General features: G+C 41.9%; 20 protein-coding genes. 13 read left to right on the top strand and 7 right to left on the bottom strand.

Going from position 1 to position 17,908, the window contains the following annotated elements; all coding sequences use genetic code 11:
• Positions 1–70: 70 nt before the first annotated feature.
• Positions 71–325, bottom strand: a complete 255-nt coding sequence (locus V7K67_RS03150; protein ID WP_335165209.1) for a hypothetical protein — start codon at positions 323–325, stop codon at positions 71–73.
• Between the two features lie 130 nt (positions 326–455).
• On the opposite strand from V7K67_RS03150, the gene V7K67_RS03145 reads away from it, so the two are divergent.
• A complete protein-coding gene (locus tag V7K67_RS03145; protein WP_335165207.1) occupies positions 456–1,298 on the top strand; it encodes an IS110 family transposase in 843 nt (280 codons plus the stop codon).
• A 245-nt stretch (positions 1,299–1,543) separates the two neighbouring features.
• On the top strand, positions 1,544–2,062 hold the full coding sequence (locus V7K67_RS03140) for a GrpB family protein (protein ID WP_335165205.1): 519 nt from the start codon (positions 1,544–1,546) through the stop codon (positions 2,060–2,062).
• Between the two features lie 131 nt (positions 2,063–2,193).
• Here V7K67_RS03140 and V7K67_RS03135 read toward each other — a convergent pair whose 3' ends face one another.
• The gene (locus V7K67_RS03135; protein WP_334729827.1) at positions 2,194–3,186 is read right to left on the bottom strand and encodes a metal ABC transporter solute-binding protein, Zn/Mn family; all 993 of its coding nucleotides are present in this window, start codon (positions 3,184–3,186) and stop codon (positions 2,194–2,196) included.
• Positions 3,187–4,009: 823 nt separating this feature from the next.
• Here V7K67_RS03135 and V7K67_RS03130 point away from each other — a divergent pair.
• From V7K67_RS03130 to V7K67_RS03105, 6 genes are all read left to right on the top strand, one after another.
• Entirely contained in the window at positions 4,010–4,345 is a 336-nt protein-coding gene (locus V7K67_RS03130) for a hypothetical protein (protein ID WP_334711587.1), read from the top strand.
• Positions 4,346–4,709: 364 nt separating this feature from the next.
• Positions 4,710–5,060: a YtxH domain-containing protein gene (locus V7K67_RS03125; protein ID WP_179063835.1), complete on the top strand. Its 351-nt coding sequence runs from the start codon at positions 4,710–4,712 to the stop codon at positions 5,058–5,060.
• 11 nt (positions 5,061–5,071) lie between these two features.
• The gene (locus V7K67_RS03120) at positions 5,072–5,611 is read left to right on the top strand and encodes a DUF948 domain-containing protein (RefSeq protein WP_334729828.1); all 540 of its coding nucleotides are present in this window, start codon (positions 5,072–5,074) and stop codon (positions 5,609–5,611) included.
• A 346-nt stretch (positions 5,612–5,957) separates the two neighbouring features.
• Positions 5,958–6,695, top strand: a complete 738-nt coding sequence (locus tag V7K67_RS03115) for a TPM domain-containing protein (RefSeq protein ID WP_334711585.1) — start codon at positions 5,958–5,960, stop codon at positions 6,693–6,695.
• Positions 6,696–6,804: 109 nt separating this feature from the next.
• Positions 6,805–7,434 (top strand): precorrin-8X methylmutase, encoded by a 630-nt coding sequence (locus tag V7K67_RS03110; RefSeq protein WP_334729829.1) that lies wholly within the window; start codon positions 6,805–6,807, stop codon positions 7,432–7,434.
• Positions 7,435–7,534: 100 nt separating this feature from the next.
• A complete protein-coding gene (locus V7K67_RS03105) occupies positions 7,535–8,947 on the top strand; it encodes a right-handed parallel beta-helix repeat-containing protein (RefSeq protein ID WP_334729830.1) in 1,413 nt (470 codons plus the stop codon).
• 66 nt (positions 8,948–9,013) lie between these two features.
• Here the strand turns inward: V7K67_RS03105 and V7K67_RS03100 are convergent, their stop codons facing one another.
• From V7K67_RS03100 to V7K67_RS03080, 5 genes are all read right to left on the bottom strand, one after another.
• Complete coding sequence (locus V7K67_RS03100; RefSeq protein WP_334711582.1) at positions 9,014–9,700, bottom strand: phosphate ABC transporter permease; 687 nt, start codon at positions 9,698–9,700, stop codon at positions 9,014–9,016.
• A 17-nt stretch (positions 9,701–9,717) separates the two neighbouring features.
• Entirely contained in the window at positions 9,718–10,554 is an 837-nt protein-coding gene (dapB, locus tag V7K67_RS03095) for a 4-hydroxy-tetrahydrodipicolinate reductase (RefSeq protein WP_334729831.1), read from the bottom strand.
• Between the two features lie 589 nt (positions 10,555–11,143).
• Positions 11,144–11,746: a hypothetical protein gene (locus tag V7K67_RS03090; RefSeq protein ID WP_335165201.1), complete on the bottom strand. Its 603-nt coding sequence runs from the start codon at positions 11,744–11,746 to the stop codon at positions 11,144–11,146.
• A 14-nt stretch (positions 11,747–11,760) separates the two neighbouring features.
• A complete protein-coding gene (gene panB, locus V7K67_RS03085; RefSeq protein WP_334697897.1) occupies positions 11,761–12,531 on the bottom strand; it encodes a 3-methyl-2-oxobutanoate hydroxymethyltransferase in 771 nt (256 codons plus the stop codon).
• A gap of 114 nt (positions 12,532–12,645) precedes the next feature.
• Positions 12,646–13,752 (bottom strand): ligand-binding sensor domain-containing protein, encoded by a 1,107-nt coding sequence (locus tag V7K67_RS03080; RefSeq protein ID WP_334728942.1) that lies wholly within the window; start codon positions 13,750–13,752, stop codon positions 12,646–12,648.
• A gap of 63 nt (positions 13,753–13,815) precedes the next feature.
• On the opposite strand from V7K67_RS03080, the gene V7K67_RS03075 reads away from it, so the two are divergent.
• The 5 genes from V7K67_RS03075 (at position 13,816) to psbP (ending at position 17,833) form a co-directional block, all read left to right on the top strand.
• Positions 13,816–13,956, top strand: a complete 141-nt coding sequence (locus tag V7K67_RS03075) for a hypothetical protein (protein ID WP_335165199.1) — start codon at positions 13,816–13,818, stop codon at positions 13,954–13,956.
• A 730-nt stretch (positions 13,957–14,686) separates the two neighbouring features.
• Positions 14,687–16,117 carry a form I ribulose bisphosphate carboxylase large subunit gene (locus V7K67_RS03070; protein ID WP_179063824.1) on the top strand — a complete coding sequence of 477 codons (1,431 nt, stop codon included), beginning with the start codon at positions 14,687–14,689 and terminating at the stop codon, positions 16,115–16,117.
• 160 nt (positions 16,118–16,277) lie between these two features.
• The gene (rcbX, locus tag V7K67_RS03065) at positions 16,278–16,685 is read left to right on the top strand and encodes a RuBisCO chaperone RbcX (protein ID WP_334728940.1); all 408 of its coding nucleotides are present in this window, start codon (positions 16,278–16,280) and stop codon (positions 16,683–16,685) included.
• A 45-nt stretch (positions 16,686–16,730) separates the two neighbouring features.
• Complete coding sequence (locus V7K67_RS03060; RefSeq protein ID WP_334711575.1) at positions 16,731–17,060, top strand: ribulose bisphosphate carboxylase small subunit; 330 nt, start codon at positions 16,731–16,733, stop codon at positions 17,058–17,060.
• Positions 17,061–17,287: 227 nt separating this feature from the next.
• Entirely contained in the window at positions 17,288–17,833 is a 546-nt protein-coding gene (psbP, locus tag V7K67_RS03055; protein ID WP_334711574.1) for a photosystem II reaction center PsbP, read from the top strand.
• The last annotated feature ends 75 nt before the right edge of the window (positions 17,834–17,908 follow it).

Raw genomic sequence — 17,908 nt, 5'->3', positions numbered from 1 at the left:
ACTGTTGGTGCGGCTGGACGGGGCTGTACCATACTCTGTGTCTTGGTTCTAGCGTTTTTACGTTATTATACTACTGCCAGAGTGACAAAACAGGGTTAATCTCATTAGTTGGACGCTCAAGAACCTCTTTTTCAGAAGAGTCATAATGTATACCCGCTTCTGCCAGAGTCTCTAAGTTGATATCAGAATTAGAATGCTGCTGCTGTAGATCAACCGTCACGGCAGATATATCATTTGAGGGGTCTGAATCGTCACTAAAATTATGGTTTTGGAAGTTTTTTTCTGTGCGTTTTCTCGGTGGCTTCAACCATGACAGGGGTCGCACAAGCAACTTAAATATCTTCCACGAATACTGTTTAACAATCTGGATAACTCTGCATTCTACTAGCTGATTAAAAATCTGTTTGAGGTAATTATGTGAGTATCCTTTACCTCTTGCTTTAGCTACTGTGGCAATGCTACCAATGTGGGCATGGTTAGCCGAACGCGCCCGCAACTTAACCAGAAACACCAATTACTATGAGCGACTTTACAACCGCTCAATTGCCAAAACCTACGGGGTTGAAATTTCTGCTTTTACCCGTCACTTATCTAACCTGTTATGTGATTTAAACGACTGGGAACAGGAAATTAATACTGAAATCCTCTCTTCTTTGAAGCAGCCACAGTTTGCAGCCTACACCCAGGTTTTTCAAAAATTTGGTATTGGTGCGCGTCCCCAAGCATTGCTTCTTAGCCAAATTTACCCGATTACCAAGTTTGAATCCCTCGGTCGATTTAAACGGCGGCTGGGAATGGCGAAAGAGGAGTTCAGTTCCGGGGATAAGGAAACCATGAACACCGGAGCCGGTTCTAAGTTGTGTAGAACACAATTATATCTGTGGGTTTTAGACATGATTGCCCCAGCCCACGCCCGTCCCAAAAATGAGATTGGCGAGAAATTGGGTAACTTCTACGATACCAGAAAAGCTCAATTCCAGGACAATCCAGACTTGTGGAAGAAAAAAGCGGTTGCTCGACTTCAGCAAAAAGCACTTCAAGAATTTCAGCGATCGCTAATCCAAAATCTAATTCCAATGGTGTCAAAGGATCTGCAACCACAGTTAGAGGCAACTCTTAACCGCACACTCCAAACTATGCAGATGAGTTTAACCGCCTCGATGTCCGCCGAGGATATCGCCCCCGGTGTGAAACAAAACCAAGTTAAAAAGGGATTTGGTAATTTGGTGATCTCCCAAACAGCCGCCTACGGTTGTCGGTTGCTGTTCAAAGAACTGAAGCGCTCGTGTAACACCTAATCCCCTGCCCCCTGCTAAAGCTAGCTAAACTATATAAATTAGCTAGCTAAAGTGAAAGTGTTGAGTTAAAAGACCGCAGTGACTCCACAAGGAGAGTTGCTGCTTCGCTGAGTACTGATATACTAAGTACATTAAAGGCGCTCCTGCTACTTGAGGTTAGATTTTGGATTCAATGGTAAGTGAAGCGATGTCTGATGTCTTACGCATATACGTTTCCACTTCAAAAATATTTTTGCTAAATCTTGATGAAAGTAGAAGTAGTACCGCATGATTCGATATGGCGCAGCAAATTTGACGGTGAATCAAAGCATGTTGCGCTTATACTAGGTGAAAATGTAGTTGCTATTCACCATATTGGCAGCACAGCAATTCCACATATCTACGCGAAACCCATTATTGATTTGCTGGTTGAAGTTGAAAATATTGCCAAAGTAGATGATTGTAGTTTAGGTATGGAAGCGTTAGGCTATGAAGTAATGGGCGAGTTTGGCATACCAGGTCGTCGCTTCTTTCTTAAAAAGAATAAAATAGGTACAAGAACGCATTATATCCACACCTTCACGGCCAGATCATCGGAAGTAAAACGACATTTAGCGTTTCGGGACTACATGATTGCACATCCCGAAGATGCACATAAATATAGTGAATTAAAACATCAGCTAGCGAAGCAGTATCCTCACGATATTATCGGATATATGGATGGGAAAGATGGGTTTATCAAAGAGATACAAAGTAAAGCATTGGTATGGTGGACACCTGATTAAATTTGAAGAACACAATCTCTTTTACCCATCTTCCCTACATCAGTTATGTCTTCAAAAATATAGACTAATAAACCAAGTTTTCTGGAATCTCAAAAAATCTGGTTTTTAGGATTACTGAATTGATATTATAGCTATCTATCAGCTTTCGCTTCAAACATCAAATACGTCCCTCCTAGTCCTTCTACAATTGTGCGTGTATTGGCAATCATCATTTTTTGATAAGTTTCACCGTCGCTTCCTGGTTCGCCAAGTCCTTCAGCATAAAGTTTCCTTTTAGAAATTTTTACATCGGCTTCTGTGGCTACAGATTGAATCAAATTAGGATTAATTTCCACCTCAGCAAAAATTGTTGATACTTTAGCCCGTTTAATGTAAATAGCCAAATTTTTGACTCGTTCGGCTGTCAGTTTTTCGTTAGTATTAATACCTTGCAATCCTCCTGCCAATGAAAGACCGTATGCTTTGGCGTAATAACTCAGTGCATCAGAGGTTGTAACTAACTTGCGTTCTTTGGTAGGAATACTGGCAATTCTTGACTTAATCCAGCTATCTAGTTGAGTGAGTTCATTCGTGATTTTTTTAGTATTGCTGGTATAAGCCTCTGCATCATTAGATTCTAATTTTCTCAGATTACTATTAATTATCTCCACCATTCTGATAGTATTTTTGGTATTGTGCCAAAGATGAGGATTAGTTACACTCTTATCACCTATCTGAAATTTTTGTGGCTTAGGCACTGCCAGTTGACCAACAGCTATTTTTGGTGCAGAGTTTTTAGTAGCTTTAATTAACTTAATCAGATTTGGTTCAAAATTGTAACCAGTATAAAGAATAAGATTAGCTCGCTCAATGGCTTTGCGATCTTCCGGTTTTGGTCTATAAAATTGCGGGTCAGCAGTAGGAGAAATTAAGCAGGTGAGGTTAACTGTATTCCCGGCAACCTGTCGGGTTAAGTCACACAATACACTTGTAGTTGCTACAACTTGGGGGAGGTTCTCATTTACCTGGGCGGTAGTCTGAGTAAATGCAGTTCTTGCAGCTTGATTTCCACATCCAGCAAATCCAATTGTCAATGCAACAAGAATAGCTGGAAAAAAATTATTCAATGGTGATTTTTTTGACATCCTCAACTCCTACTGGATGTGTAAGAAAAATAATCATTATTATTCAAGTATTAGTGAAATACTAGGGAAAAGTCTTCAGGTTAAGGTGAGATGCAGAAGCCCTTGGCTGATAAAAGGGTAAAGGCTAAGTCAAGAGGAATTATATAGACTCTTCCCTTTCCCACTTTCCCCAGTTCACACCCAGCACTTTCTGGTTGATGAACCACTAGTACTGCAAGGCGGAATTCAAAATTCAAAATTCAAAACGAATACAGCGTAAGCGTTTCATTGATTTAGAATAGGTGGTTTATTTACGCCGTGTTGTACTAGTGAGGTTTTTAGAGGCAAAATATTAGTTAACTTCACGCGACAGGCTGGAAAACTGGAGAGGTAGAAGCACAAGAATAAAAGCGATGCTGCGGAGTCTCCAAGGGTGTAGTTCTCTCACCGCCTTTTGAAGGGACTATGCCATTATGCTTGTATACCACAAAGGTCGCAAATTGACTAGGATTATCAGCTTCAGGAGTGGAATGTAGTCATGATGGCGCTTATTGAGCATACGGGTTGATTTCGCAAACCGAGTCGTGAATCTAAGGCAATTGTAGCTGTGGTTTGGGGATGTGTGGATATATCGTTGTTACAAAATTGGCAAATTGGCGATTTTTTAACCATCAGTCTTTGTTACACTAATTTTCACCTAGTAAAGCCTTTCAATACTTTATTACTATAATCTAGGCTGTACTTTGTGCCATGATTTTTATCCTCTAGTTTCTTCATCATTAAATCAGAGCCAAATCAAGTATATAGAACAATTCGTCAAAGCTAATATTGGTGAAGATCAACAATGATAATTTTAGTTATCCTAGTTAACACCCTCATTTCGGTGATACTACTCTATGTGGCTTGGCGGGTGTGTAAACTAAAGCAGCAGCTAGCATACATCGCAGATAGGTTAACCGCCTATGAAAGTTGTACCCATGCAGCACTGAACAAAGCACCCGAAAATATTTATCTCAGCCAGCAGAATATTTATAACTTACGGCAGAGAAATCAAGCGCTACAAATACAAATTCAACAAGTGCGGCAAATTATCAGTCTACTTTTGCTGGGACGGCAAATCTGGCAGCGTTATTTTCCGAAGCTAGAGTTAATATCTGGGAAAAGAACAGTTGCAAAATAAGTTATGTCAGGTTCACATGAACATTTATAATTAGGGCTGACCTGGAGATCATATAGCTTGCTTCCGTAGGATGCGGGGGCTAGCGCCGTTGATGCAGCATCTCCATTCGGAGAAGGGTACGGAACTACGGGGGATGTATTAATACAAAGAGATGCCCGCTAGAGGGCTTACCGGAGATATTAAAACTTTGGGAGACGTGAAGAATTTTGAATTATAAGTAATTAATGATTTTTATATTAATTAATGAATAAAAGCAACATTTATGGCTGATATTTTGTCACGATAGATTAACTGAATAAAATCGGTGGAGTCTTACAAGGGGAGAAAACCCACCTAAAATGGGTGTAAGGAGAGAAACAATAAGATGTCTAATAACCGTTCTGGAGTATTTATTGGCGGTTTGATGCTGGGAGCTACCATCGGTGCTTTGACTGGTTTGCTCGTGGCTCCACGCACAGGGCGCGAAACGCGTAAAATTTTGAAAAAATCTGCTAATGCTATCCCAGAATTGGCAGAAGATTTATCAACAAGTGTGCAAATCCAGGCAGATCGTCTCTCTGCTAGCGCCCTACGAAATTGGGATGAGACTTTAGATAGATTACGGGAAGCGATCGCAGCAGGTGTAGATGCCAGTCAGCAGGAAAACCAAGTCTTGAAGCGACAAACATTTGCTGAAGACTCAGATTCGCTTCCCCAGCAATTAGAACGCTCATAAATGACACAATCGTGATTGAACCCCTGTTTTGGTTGGGACTTTCCTTACTTTTAGTCGCCACAAGCTTGACTGCGGTTTTAGTGGTGGCAATACCGGCTTTGCAGGAGTTAGCACGCGCGGCTCGCAGTGCAGAAAAGCTATTTGATACTCTATCACGGGAGTTACCACCCACTCTAGAAGCTATCCGCGTGACTGGCTTAGAAATCACAGACTTAACTGATGATGTCAGTGAAGGTGTAAAAAGTGCTAGTCAAGTTGTGAAACAAGTCGATCAAAGTCTTGATAGTGCCAGAAAACAGGCTCAAAATCTGCAAGTAGGTACACGTACTATTGTTGTTGGCGTGAAAGCTGCGTGGAGAAACTTCACGCGCCAAAAACCTGCAAGGCGACCAGGCGATCGCTTGCCAAGCAATGAAAAACCACCCCTAACGTTGCGAGAACGAGAAGGGCCCAGGCAAGAAAATCGTCGGAGCAAAGCAGAGGTATACCGAGTTAATGACGGTTATAACGACACTGCTAGCTGGGAAAACAATTTTGATGACGAAGATTGACCTTTGGTTCGCCTAAAATGATGGCACTACAATGATTTGTATCGAATAAATACATTATTCAAATAGGTTTTCGTCATCAAATTTAGCTTGACCACGGGTAGCATATACTGCTTGACCTGTATATAAGAAGAATCTATTCTCCACTCCCCAAAAACCTTTTGCTTTGATCCCCTAGATTAGAGTAAAGTAAACAAGTGTAAAGAACTATCATTTTTACAGTAGTCTTTTAAAACAACTTGTTCACTCTACCGTTGATATTTCTATAAAAACGTCCATGCAATCTTGTTTTTGGCGACGAATTCTGATATCCATTGCAATATTTTTTCTGGCTGGGTCGATTTGGGTCATGCATTCTCCCCCAGCACTGGCTTATGACAATCCTGAGTTACTCCCTGAAATTTTTACCCCTGTTGTAGACTTAGCTAAATCTCTGCCTGTGCTGCAAGAAGAAAAGCTGGTCAAAGATTTAGAGCAGTTTGAAGCCGATACGGGTTGGAAACTGCGAGTATTGACCCAGTATGACCGCACCCCAGGTCGCGCAGTTATCAAATATTGGGGTTTGGATGACAAAAGCATTTTACTAGTTGCGGATTCTCGTGGCGGTAACATCCTCAGCTTTAGTGTCGGCGATGCTGTTTATGAACTTTTACCCCGGACTTTCTGGATAGAATTGCAAACCCGCTTCGGTAATTTGTACTTTGTCCGCGAACAAGGCGAAGATCAAGCCATTCTGCAAGCCTTAGAATCAGTTAAAGGCTGTTTACTTAAGGGGGGTTGCAATGTTGTCCCCGGACTACCACGAGAGCAGTGGATTCTCACCTTGATTAGCTCAGTGATTGGTGGGGTGATTTGTGGATTTGCCGCTCAACCCCGCGATAAAGGACAAGTTTTCGCTTGGCAATGGGCTTTAATTTTCTCACCTTTGTGGGGAATCTTGTTTATTGCCTTTGGCATTGGGCCAGTGGTGACACGTACAAGTGACTGGGTACCTCTAACTCGCAATATCTCCGGGTTTCTCATTGGCGTCTTAGTTGCCTACCTATCTCCTATTTTCAGTCGGTCTTCTTCCAGTAATGAGTTATGAGTGAGTAGTTAGGAGTGAGTAGTTTAATTAACTTATAACTCCTAACTCCTAACTCTTAACTCTCTGAAGCTGATAAGCTGAAAGCTAATATTTGAGAAGCTCAACAAAAATGGAATGGCACGTAACTGATGCTCAAAGTTTAGCAATCATTGATAGTGAAATTGGCAATCATGTCTTTTCACCCGCAGAGTATGAGATTGTGCGTCGGGTAATCTATGCCACGGCTGACTTTGAGTATAAGTCTTTGATTCGTTTCTCTGAGCGTGCCTTGCAAGCTGGAGCAGCAGCACTAGCCGCACGTACCACGATTGTGGTCGATGTGCCGATGGTACAAGTAGGTATTGCCTATGATATTCAAAACACCTTTGCTAATCCGCTGTATTGCAGTATGGAAGCTCTAACACGTCCCCAAAAAGAAAAAACTCGCGCAGCATGGGGAATAGAAACTTTAGCAAAGCGTTATCCAGAGGGTATTTTTGTGGTGGGTCAAGCGCAAACGGCATTGACAGCACTGGTGGATTTAATTGAGGCTGAGGAAATTAGACCTGCTTTAATAATTGCGACTCCAGTGGGATTTGCAAATGTTGATGAAGCCAAGGAGCGCTTACAAGACTCTCTAGTACCTCATATTACAATTGACAGTCGCAAAGGTAATGCAGTTGTAGCAGCTGCGATCGTTGATGGATTGGTAGACTTGGCTTGGCAAGCCTATGGACAAGATGGAAATCGAGGGAGCTAGGAAAGTTGACTCTATTCTATTTTGTATCCAAAAGAGTATTCAAAATTACTGAATATCCTGATATTTTTATTAAGTAGTGCCAAGAAAGGAGCCTTTTCTTGTGGGAATTCGAGGTTTCAGTTTAAGCGCATATCTGGCAATTCCTGTAGTATTAGTTCTTTTGGTTAACGCAGAAAGGATAAAAGTATTTTTAGGTGAAACCGTCCGTCAGGTATCTCCTAACAAGGCAATGAGCTTATCCAGTCGCGAGCTAATCAGCACTAATTCAACACCGAAAACATACTATGTTAGTGGTAATGGAAGCGACAAAAATAGCGGACTCTCGACTTCATCAGCCTTTAGAAGAATTCAAAGGGCCGCAGACCTTACCAACCCTGGCGATACAGTCTTGATTATGAACGGAGTATACACAAATTCACCCAAAGATGGGAGTGTAGTAAATATTAAACGTTCTGGAACTGCAAATGCCTGGATTAGATATAAAGCATATCCTGGACATTTCCCAAAAATTCGGCATAACACATGGAATGCTATCCTAATTTCAAGTGGAGCTTCATATATCGAGATCAATGGGCTGGAGGTCATAGGAAACAATGCCAACATAACCCTTGATTATGCGATGAGTGAGAAAACTAACAAACTAAACCCGCTGACAAGTGGAAACTGTATTAACGTTGACGGACGAACTAGTGGTCATGTTCATCATATCCGTATTCTAAACAACAAAGTGCATGACTGTGGAGGAGCAGGTATTTCAGTGATTCAATCGGATTATGTGACAGTAGATAATAACGTGGTGTTCAATAATGCTTGGTACAGTGTTTATGGTTGCAGTGGAATTTCAATGTTAAGCAATTGGAATTTTGACAACAACCGGGGATACAAGATGTTTGTTACCAACAACAAGACTTATAACAACCGTATGTACATCCCTTGGATTGCAGTTGGAAAGATTACAGACGGTAATGGCATTATTATCGATAGTACAAGAAATGACAACGACTCCAAATTAGGTGCATATAAAGGACGTACCTTAGTTAAAAATAATCTTGCATTTAATAATGGTGGATCGGGTATTCATGCATTTTTAAGCGATCATGTTGATATTGTAAATAATACAGCTGTTTTAAATAATCAGAGTCCAGAAATTAAAGGTGGGCAAATATTTGCTCATACTTCATCTGATGTCAGAATTTTAAATAACATTCTCTATGCTTTTCCTGGGAAGGATATTAATATCAATACTAAAAACAGAAATGTTATTTATGATTATAATATCTATATCAATAGTTCTAAAATAAATGTTAAGGGGCCTCATGATATTGTTGCAGACTCACAGTTTTTAAGAAAGTATCCTACTCTAGACAAAATATCTGGAGATTGGAAATCGCGACTAGATAAACAAAATCCGCCAACGCAGTCTTATGTAGAACCTAAGTCGGCAGGTTTTATTTGTGGGACAGTAAATTATCGTTTGCAAGGGAAACTCATCAAAGTTGGATGTTCTCGTTAGCAAGAAGGCAAGAGGTACAGGTCAGGCTCGTAATTAATGTAGGTCTGTACCTTGCGTCTTTTTGAATCAATCTTCTACTCTGCGACGCCGCCGACGCGGCTTTTGTTCTTGGTCTTCACGCAAGCGGCGACCGATTTCGTTAAAGAAATCCCGCCGCAGATAAGGATAATCGCTAACCCATAGGTCACGATTAGGAAAGTATATATCGCTAAATTCTTCAATACTGCTCAAATCTGAGCGATTTGACATTACTACCATTTCTGCAATTTGACCACGAGTAATAATTTTGTGAGCAGGACGTAATGGTGCTACAAATTCAATAGTAAATCCTGTGTCATCACCGATCTCTAAATTTATCTGTTTTTCCCGATTTTCTACAATCACCAATTCGCCTTTGTTGTTGACTGTTTCTTGTTTACCTACTAACTGGTCTGTAATCCACCAATCTAGGACTCGACCACGGAAAAAGCCGCCGTATTTATAACGGCGGCATTGCAAATTCCGCATACTTGCTTGAAACACTGGATACCACAGCCAAAAAAAAGCGCTAACTACCCCTAGCACAAATACTATTGAAGCAAACTCAAGCTTGAAAACGACTGTTACAAGTAAAATGACAACTACGGCAACTACAGAAATTAACAGCCGTTGCAAAAAATTTGAGAATTTTCCCCAGTAGTACTTGTACTGCAAACCAGTGGCAATTAGGGGGACAACTTGTTCAAATTTCTGGCGAGTCAGTGGTACTAACATGAGTGCTGAGAGTGTGTTTAAAGTATTTTTTCTAATCCATATACTAACGACTTTAGCGCTAAGACTTTGCGAATCGCTAGTAGCACACCTGGCATATAACAAGCGCGATCGCTCGTATCATGTCGTAAAGTATAAATCTGTCCTGCTGCGCCAAAAATAACTTCTTGGTGGGCAATCAATCCTGGCAAGCGGACGCTATGAATTCTAATTCCTTCTTCTGCTATACTACCCCTCGCTCCTGGTAACTTCTCCGTTTCTTCTACAAGAGCAGGGTTAAAAGTTTTACCCAATTCTCCTAATAATTGTGCCGTTTGAATGGCAGTACCACTCGGTGCATCAGCTTTTTGGTTGTGATGCAGTTCGATAATTTCCACATGGTCAAAATATTTCGAGGCTGCGATCGCAGCTTGTTGCAATAACACCATGCCAATGGAAAAATTAGGAATAATTAGACAACCAGTGCTAGCTTTGTCGGCAAAGTCTGCCAAGTCTTGAATTTGTTTTGGACTTAACCCAGTGGTGCCAACTACAGGACGAATACCGTAAGCGATCGCACTGCGAATATTGTCATAAACTGAATCGGGATGGGTAAAGTCTACAATCACCCCTGGAGGAGACTGTCTGTCACCAGCCACATATCCCAACATCGGTTCTAATTGATTGGTAATTGGCACTTCTAGGGGTTCGCTTAAACCTGCCAATTCTCCAGCGTCTTTATCTTGATGTTCCAAACTGTGGTCAATTGCACCCACTAGATTTAAGTCAGGCGCTTGCGCCACCGCCTTAATTACCTCACGGCCCATTTTACCAGCAGCACCGTTGACAATAACTGGGATAGGAGCTTGATTCGTCATAGGTCGAGAAATACTTTTTGAGTCAACAAGGGAATTGTAAAGACTTTGGTGATCTAGTAGCTAGCTTCTCAAATCTCTGGCTTAATTCCACCTACCCTGAATTGTGCAGCTAATTCCTTAGTTTTTCTACTCCCCAAAAGATCGGTTCTCGTTTTCATCCCACTATCTTACCCAGTAACCTGTTTCATTTGCCGATGTACTGCTTTGATAAGTATTTCTTATGAAAGCTATCAGTTTTTGTTTGTCAAGTCTAGTTGACTATTTGTAAGATTATTGTTATATTTATTTACATAACTTAGCAAAGCCCCAAAGTAAGCTGCATAGCTAAAATTGCACCTTGTCTATTACCTATCTAGTTTTGGTTGCATTGGGTGTTAGATAAGAAAAACAGACTTCGGTATTGCAATATCCCATCGACATTTGGACTTCTCCCATCTACCTCGGCTATCAAGTCGGGGTTTTTTATGTTCTCGATTAGCCCTTTATTTAACTTTTCTTTAGTAGTTATTGTTGATTTAATGATTTAGGTTGCGGTACTACATTAAAGGATTTAAAAATACTTAATCAGTATGACTCAGGGCAATTTCTCTCAAAGTGAAATCCAAATATTGAGTTCCTCGTTCAGAAGAAAATCTTTACTCTTAGATAAATATTTAATGATTGATAAACGATTCTTAATCAACCTTAGTTTTCTGAAATCTTCCAGTTCGCTATCAAACTTTTTTTGAGTTTCTTCTGGATTCTTGGCTGCTAAAGCTTCTCTCCAGTCTGCTGCTTTAATTAATGCTTCTTGGTAGGAAATATGTAAATTATCGAAAAACCAATTAATAATCAGATATATATCGAGAACTGGATTTTCTGGAATAGCACCAAATTTTAGGATCATGTAAGCTCTTAATCCCATTAAAGAATCTAGATATCGCTCAGAAAAACTAGGATTATTTTCAGCTAAAAATTCGTAAACTGAAGTTGCTATCTCTACCCAAGCAAGGCTTTCTGAATGAGATTCATTAGATTCTTCATTGGCTAATTCTTGCGCTCTGAAAGTAGAGACTTCAGCCAAACCAAGCCAGTTAAATTTTTCTGGTACTTGCTGTTGCTCTGCCCAAACCATTCTCAACCAAGTTTGTACTTGCTCTGCATCTTGTTGAAGTAGAACTCTTAAGAAATTTGTTGCTTCAGTTTCAGCCATAGTTAATGATGAAGTCAAGGAAACTTGCGCTCTCGCACTTCTGCGGCATAATCTTGCACAGCTTTGGTAATCGTCTCGCGCAAATTCGTGTAAACTTTGGCGAATGGTGGATGCTTTTCTGCCAGTCCAAGGACATCTGAGGTAACTAAAACTTGTCCATCGCAGTGAATTCCCGCACCGATACCAATTGTGGGAATACTCAATTTTTGGGAAATCTGCATTGCCAAATCTGCGGGTATATGCTCTAACACGAGGGAAAATACACCCGCTTGTTCGAGAGCGATCGCTTCTTGTAAAATTCTCTCACTGGCTTCTTGCGTCTTTCCTTGTTGTCGCAAACCCAGTTGATGTATTGATTGCGGTGTCAAACCCACATGACCCATAACTGGAATTCCAGCTTGTACTAGACGAGCCACAGTTTCGGCCATTGCTGGATAGCCACCTTCTAACTTTACCGCTTGAGCGCCCGTTTCCTTCAGCACCCGCCCAGCTGAGTGCATCGCTTGTTGGAGACTTTCTTGATACGTCAAAAATGGTAAATCTACAACTACTAATGCCCGTTTCACCCCACGGCGCACAGATTTGGCGTGATATATGATTTCATCCAAAGTTATGGGCAATGTTGTTTCATACCCTAGAACTACTGCCATAGAGTCACCCACAAGGATTAAGTCTACACCAGCTGCATCGAGGAGTTGAGCGATCGCATAATCCCAGGCGGTCAACGCCACAATTGAACGTCCTTGTTGTTTCCATTGAATTAATTGCTGGGTAGTGATTGCCATTTTTCTAGGTGGGGAGTTAGGAGTTAGGAGTTAGGAGTTAAGAGTGAGGAGTGAGGAGTTTTGAATTTAAAAAATTCTTTAACTTATAACTTCTAACTCCTAACTCCTAACTTTTCATTTAACAGCGCGACTGAAAGCAATATGGGGTTTTGCACTGTTCGTTTTGGGCATTAACCAAGCTAGACCTTCACTAGTGCCTATCCATAATTTATTAGCGATGTCAGGTGCAAGGGTAAGAACCCGACTAGAAGGAAGTCCAGCAACTTCTGCGTCTAACACAGCTCCTGTATTTGGATTTAATCGTAACAAACCATTACTAGTACCAACCCAGACACTACCATCTTTAGCAAAACGTACCGCTTTCACGTCACGCCCACGTAAGCGAGTTACAGACCGCAACACTGCGCCAGTTTTTGGGTTAATAACTAGTAAATTATTTGGCATTCCCGCCCAAATTAATCCTTCTGGACTAATGGCCAAAGCTTGTACAGTCGTCCCTGGTAAATCGGTTATCCGCTTCATAATCGCAGCACTAGCAGTATTTACCCGCACCAATCCGTCAAGGGTACCAACCCACAATTGACCTTCAGCATCTAAAGTCAGGGCGTTGGCGCTGACACCAGGCAGATTTTTTAATGTTGTCATAATCAAGCCTTGGTCGGGACTAATTAGAGCTAAACCGCTATCAGTTCCAGTCCACAAATAACCCCGCTTATCAAGTAACAGTGACAACACGCGTTTAGAAGGCAAAAATAAATTCTGCGCGGTGATTTCGCTAGTGTGGGGGTCTACTCGGATTAATCCTTCATAACTTCCCACCCACAAACGTCCTACTTTATCTTGGGCTAAAGCACCAATAGCAACGTTTGGTAAGCTAACACGAGAAATAATCTTGCCAGTTTTAGGATCAATCCGCGATAGTCCGCGCCAAGAACCTACCCAAAGATTACCTGTAATATCTTGCAGTAAGTTACCGACACGATAATCTGTTTCTGGTGAATGTTCTTGCACTCCTCGCTCATCGGGTAAGGGTTCCACTCGCGGAGGCGGTGCAGAAGGTGGGTAAGCGGGGGCTACATCAGATGAATTAACGTCAGGGGTTTTTTGTGCCCATCCCATACTTGGTAAAGCTATCAACCCCAGCAGGATAGAAGTAATCAATAAACTAGTACGCTTGCAAAACAATATCACGGTGACATTCCCTTTGGAGACAGTACCCATAGCCGTTATCTAAACTGGTTTTGGGTTAATTCCAGTGTTCCCCTAGCTGGGATTTTTTAAACATTGGGGATTGGGGATTGGGCATTGGGGATTGGGGATTGGGGATTGGGTATTGGGTATTGGGGATTGGGGATTGGGTATTGGGGATTGGGTATTGGGTATTGGGTATTGGGTATTGGGTATTGGGTATTGGGTATTGGGTAATAAGAAAGTATTCCTAAATATTTATTTCCCAGTCCCCAGTCCCCAGTCCCCAGTCCCCAGTCCCCAGTCCCCAGTCCCCAAATACTATTGATGACACTTTGTAAAGCATTTGTAACAAAATGTTTAAATCTTTATGTAATAACAAAATTAAATAGATAAGTTAAAAACTTTCAAAGAATAACTTATCGAATTCTTGATATATTGTGAAACAAGTTACAAATTACGTGGTGTGTAATTCTTTTATCTTTGGTTCATCACTTTGCTAAATCTCTGTCAAGTAAATTCTTTTCTGGTATCTTTTCCATCAAGGGTCAAGATATAGGGAGTGTAAAGGCGGGAATGTGTGCCAGCCAGCCCAATCCCCTGAGTATCCCAGTTTATGGGGGAATTATCTAAATGCTGACCGCAAAACGCGGAAGTTTTGGTGAAATTGAGAAGGTTTAGTCGGGTGCGAAGAAGAGGTAAAAAAGAATTTTGATTTTTAGCAAGAGGGAACAGTAGAAGCGCTAGGTCGTGTACTCCTAGAAGGGGAGAACACTGGTGAGGAGGGCTACCACCGCTACCAAAGTGTCCGCCGCAAAAAAACTGCTAACCTCTGCCAAAGAAAACTCCTAACAAAAATTTTTCCCGATCTTCCCTTCGCTCAAGGGGGGCAAGAGCAGGTTGAGAGGAAGTTGCACAAAACGTGGTTTGATGATTAACAAGAGTGATTTCAGGGAAGGATAAAATTATGTCTTACGCTCAAACGAAGACTCAGAGCAAATCTGGGTATAAAGCCGGGGTTCAAGATTACAGATTAACTTATTACACACCAGATTACACACCAAAAGATACCGATCTTCTAGCTGCGTTCCGTATGACACCTCAGCCTGGTGTTCCTCCCGAAGAAGCAGGTGCGGCTGTAGCGGCTGAATCTTCCACAGGTACCTGGACAACTGTGTGGACAGATTTGCTCACCGACCTCGATCGCTACAAAGGTCGTTGCTATGACATCGAACCAGTTCCCGGCGAAGACAACCAATATATTGCCTACGTTGCCTATCCTTTAGACTTGTTTGAAGAAGGTTCTGTAACCAACGTATTGACCTCAATTGTCGGTAACGTATTTGGTTTCAAAGCTCTGCGGGCATTGCGTCTAGAAGACATCCGCTTTCCAGTAGCTTACATCAAGACCTTCCAAGGGCCTCCTCACGGTATCCAAGTTGAGCGCGACAAGTTAAACAAATACGGTCGTCCTTTACTAGGTTGTACCATTAAGCCCAAATTGGGTCTTTCCGCGAAGAACTACGGACGCGCTGTATACGAGTGCTTGCGCGGTGGTTTGGACTTCACCAAAGACGACGAAAACATCAACTCTGCACCATTCCAAAGATGGCGCGATCGCTTCTTGTTCGTTTCTGAAGCTATTGCGAAAGCTCAAGCTGAAACCGGTGAAATCAAAGGTCACTACCTGAACGTCACCGCCCCAACTTGTGAGCAAATGTTGCAACGGGCTGAGTATGCTAAAGAACTCAAGCAGCCCATCATCATGCATGACTACCTGACCGCAGGTTTCACCGCCAACACTACATTGGCTCGTTGGTGCCGCGACAACGGTATCTTGCTGCACATTCACCGTGCTATGCACGCTGTAATTGACCGTCAAAAAAACCACGGTATCCACTTCCGTGTATTGGCTAAAGCCCTACGTTTGTCTGGTGGCGATCACATCCACACCGGTACAGTAGTTGGTAAGTTGGAAGGTGAACGCGGCATCACAATGGGCTTCGTTGACCTGTTGCGTGAAAACTACATTGAGCAAGATAAGTCTCGTGGTATTTACTTTACCCAAGACTGGGCTTCTCTACCTGGCGTAATGGCAGTTGCTTCTGGTGGTATCCACGTATGGCACATGCCTGCGCTAGTAGAAATCTTTGGTGATGACTCCGTACTACAATTCGGTGGTGGTACTCTAGGACACCCTTGGGGTAACGCTCCTGGTGCAACCGCTAACCGCGTCGCCTTGGAAGCCGTTATTCAAGCACGTAACGAAGGTCGCAACTTGGCTCGTGAAGGTAACGATATCATCCGCGAAGCTGCCAAGTGGTCTCCTGAACTGGCTGTTGCTTGCGAACTATGGAAAGAAATCAAGTTCGAGTTTGAAGCAATGGATACCGTCTGATCAAAAGTTAGGAGTTAAGAAGTAGAGACGCGATGAATCGCGTCTGTACAAGAGTGTAGAGACGCGATTCATCGCGTCTGTTAAGAGTTAGGATTTGCATTAATTCATAACTCATAACTCATAACTCATAACTCATAACTATTGACGGCTGGGGTCAAGCATGAATCTTAAGCAAATTGCGAAGGACACAGCCAAAACTCTCCAAAGCTATCTGACTTATCAGGCTCTAAGGACAGTATTGGCACAGCTGGGCGAAACTAATCCTCCATTAGAACTTTGGCTGCATAACTTTTCTGCTGGCAAAATTCAGGATGGTGAGTCATACATTGAGCAACTGTTTCGAGAAAAGCCAGATTTGGCATTGCGAATCATGACTGTCAGAGAACACATTGCCCAAGAAGTTATGGAATTTTTACCGGAAATGGTTCACACTGGCATTCAGCAAGCCAACATGGAACAGCGTCGCCAGCATTTAGAACGCATCACACAAATAGACACATCTAACCCCAGTCTCCAACCAGAACAGCAAGCAATTTCAGATCAGAATTTGGATAACTTATCCAGTTAGTTCGGTCAACCCAGTAGTAAAAATCGCAACCCATTATCAAAAGCTATGCAAACTTTACCAAAAGAGCGTCGTTACGAAACCCTTTCTTATCTTCCTCCTCTGTCTGACGCTCAAATTGCCAAGCAGATCCAGTACATTTTGAATCAAGGTTACATTCCAGCGATTGAATTTAACGAAACTTCTGAGCCAACAGAATTATATTGGACACTGTGGAAGTTGCCTTTGTTTAATGCTAGATCTACTCAAGAAGTATTGAGCGAAGTTCAAGGATGCCGTTCTCAATTCAACACCAGCTATATCCGTGTTGTAGGTTTTGACAACATCAAGCAGTGCCAAATTCTTAGCTTCCTTGTTCACAAACCTAACAAATACTAAGTCTAGTTAGTTGGAATTAATCATGGGATAGTTCAATTAATTTGTCTATTCCTGTATAGGAGAGGTAGAATTATCTGCCTCTCTTTTTTATAATTAGGCGTTAGGGAACATAAGCATTTATACTTCATCATCTAATGCATTATCCGAAGCGTCCCGCTTGGTGGGAGAATAAAGACGAGAAATGATGCAAGCCTTGTGTTATCTCCAGCCCAAAGGAATCTGTAGAAATGTGGAAACGAATTGTATTAATTTTGCTATTGGTGTTGAGCTTCAGTCTGAGTAATTCTGATGTGGCAGCTGCGTCTGGACTCAAAAGCTTTGTAGACACTAGTGATGGCTATCAGTTTTTATATCCTAACGGTTGGCTGCCAGTTAAAGTTGCTAATGGGCCAGATGTGGTTTTCCACGATTTGATTGAGGTTTCTGAAAACGTTTCGGTTGTAATTAGCCCAGTTCCAGAAGGCAAAACCTTATCAGAATTAGGAACCCCAACAGAAGTAGGATACAAATTAGGAAAAGCAGCTCTCGCGCCTCCTGACTCTGGTCGTTCGGCTGAATTAGTCAATGCCGCGCAGCGAGAAGTAGACGGTAAAACATACTACCTTTTGGAGTATCAGGTTAAACTCCCCAATCAACAGGAACGTCACAACATCGCCAGTGTTGCTGTGAGTCGTGGTAAACTTTTTACCCTCAACGCCTCAATTCCTGAAAAACGCTGGCAGAAAGTTAAACGGATGATTGATGAGGTTGTTAATTCTTTTTCTGTTTATTAATTGGGGAATCGGGAGTAGGGAATAGGGAACACGAAATATCAAAAATAAAGATAATGCCCAATGCCCAATGCCCAA

The organism is Nostoc sp. (assembly GCF_036917155.1).
In the GTDB taxonomy this organism is placed as follows: domain Bacteria; phylum Cyanobacteriota; class Cyanobacteriia; order Cyanobacteriales; family Nostocaceae; genus Nostoc.
Note: the sequence above shows the minus strand (reverse complement) of the source record. Positions and strands in the feature narration are given on the sequence as shown.

What these genes read in the sequence shown, in the direction of transcription:
- V7K67_RS03140 (WP_335165205.1), top strand. Translation starts at nt 1,544, where the DNA reads ATGAAAGTAGAAGTAGTACCGCATGATTCGATATGGCGCAGCAAATTT.
- V7K67_RS03090 (WP_335165201.1), bottom strand. Translation starts at nt 11,746, where the DNA reads ATGGCTGAAACTGAAGCAACAAATTTCTTAAGAGTTCTACTTCAACAA.
- V7K67_RS03110 (WP_334729829.1), top strand. Translation starts at nt 6,805, where the DNA reads ATGGAATGGCACGTAACTGATGCTCAAAGTTTAGCAATCATTGATAGT.
- V7K67_RS03125 (WP_179063835.1), top strand. Translation starts at nt 4,710, where the DNA reads ATGTCTAATAACCGTTCTGGAGTATTTATTGGCGGTTTGATGCTGGGA.
- V7K67_RS03115 (WP_334711585.1), top strand. Translation starts at nt 5,958, where the DNA reads ATGCATTCTCCCCCAGCACTGGCTTATGACAATCCTGAGTTACTCCCT.
- V7K67_RS03070 (WP_179063824.1), top strand. Translation starts at nt 14,687, where the DNA reads ATGTCTTACGCTCAAACGAAGACTCAGAGCAAATCTGGGTATAAAGCC.
- V7K67_RS03135 (WP_334729827.1), bottom strand. Translation starts at nt 3,186, where the DNA reads ATGTCAAAAAAATCACCATTGAATAATTTTTTTCCAGCTATTCTTGTT.
- panB (WP_334697897.1), bottom strand. Translation starts at nt 12,531, where the DNA reads ATGGCAATCACTACCCAGCAATTAATTCAATGGAAACAACAAGGACGT.
- V7K67_RS03145 (WP_335165207.1), top strand. Translation starts at nt 456, where the DNA reads ATGCTACCAATGTGGGCATGGTTAGCCGAACGCGCCCGCAACTTAACC.
- V7K67_RS03080 (WP_334728942.1), bottom strand. Translation starts at nt 13,752, where the DNA reads ATGGGTACTGTCTCCAAAGGGAATGTCACCGTGATATTGTTTTGCAAG.
- V7K67_RS03060 (WP_334711575.1), top strand. Translation starts at nt 16,731, where the DNA reads ATGCAAACTTTACCAAAAGAGCGTCGTTACGAAACCCTTTCTTATCTT.
- V7K67_RS03100 (WP_334711582.1), bottom strand. Translation starts at nt 9,700, where the DNA reads ATGTTAGTACCACTGACTCGCCAGAAATTTGAACAAGTTGTCCCCCTA.
- rcbX (WP_334728940.1), top strand. Translation starts at nt 16,278, where the DNA reads ATGAATCTTAAGCAAATTGCGAAGGACACAGCCAAAACTCTCCAAAGC.
- V7K67_RS03130 (WP_334711587.1), top strand. Translation starts at nt 4,010, where the DNA reads ATGATAATTTTAGTTATCCTAGTTAACACCCTCATTTCGGTGATACTA.
- dapB (WP_334729831.1), bottom strand. Translation starts at nt 10,554, where the DNA reads ATGACGAATCAAGCTCCTATCCCAGTTATTGTCAACGGTGCTGCTGGT.
- psbP (WP_334711574.1), top strand. Translation starts at nt 17,288, where the DNA reads ATGTGGAAACGAATTGTATTAATTTTGCTATTGGTGTTGAGCTTCAGT.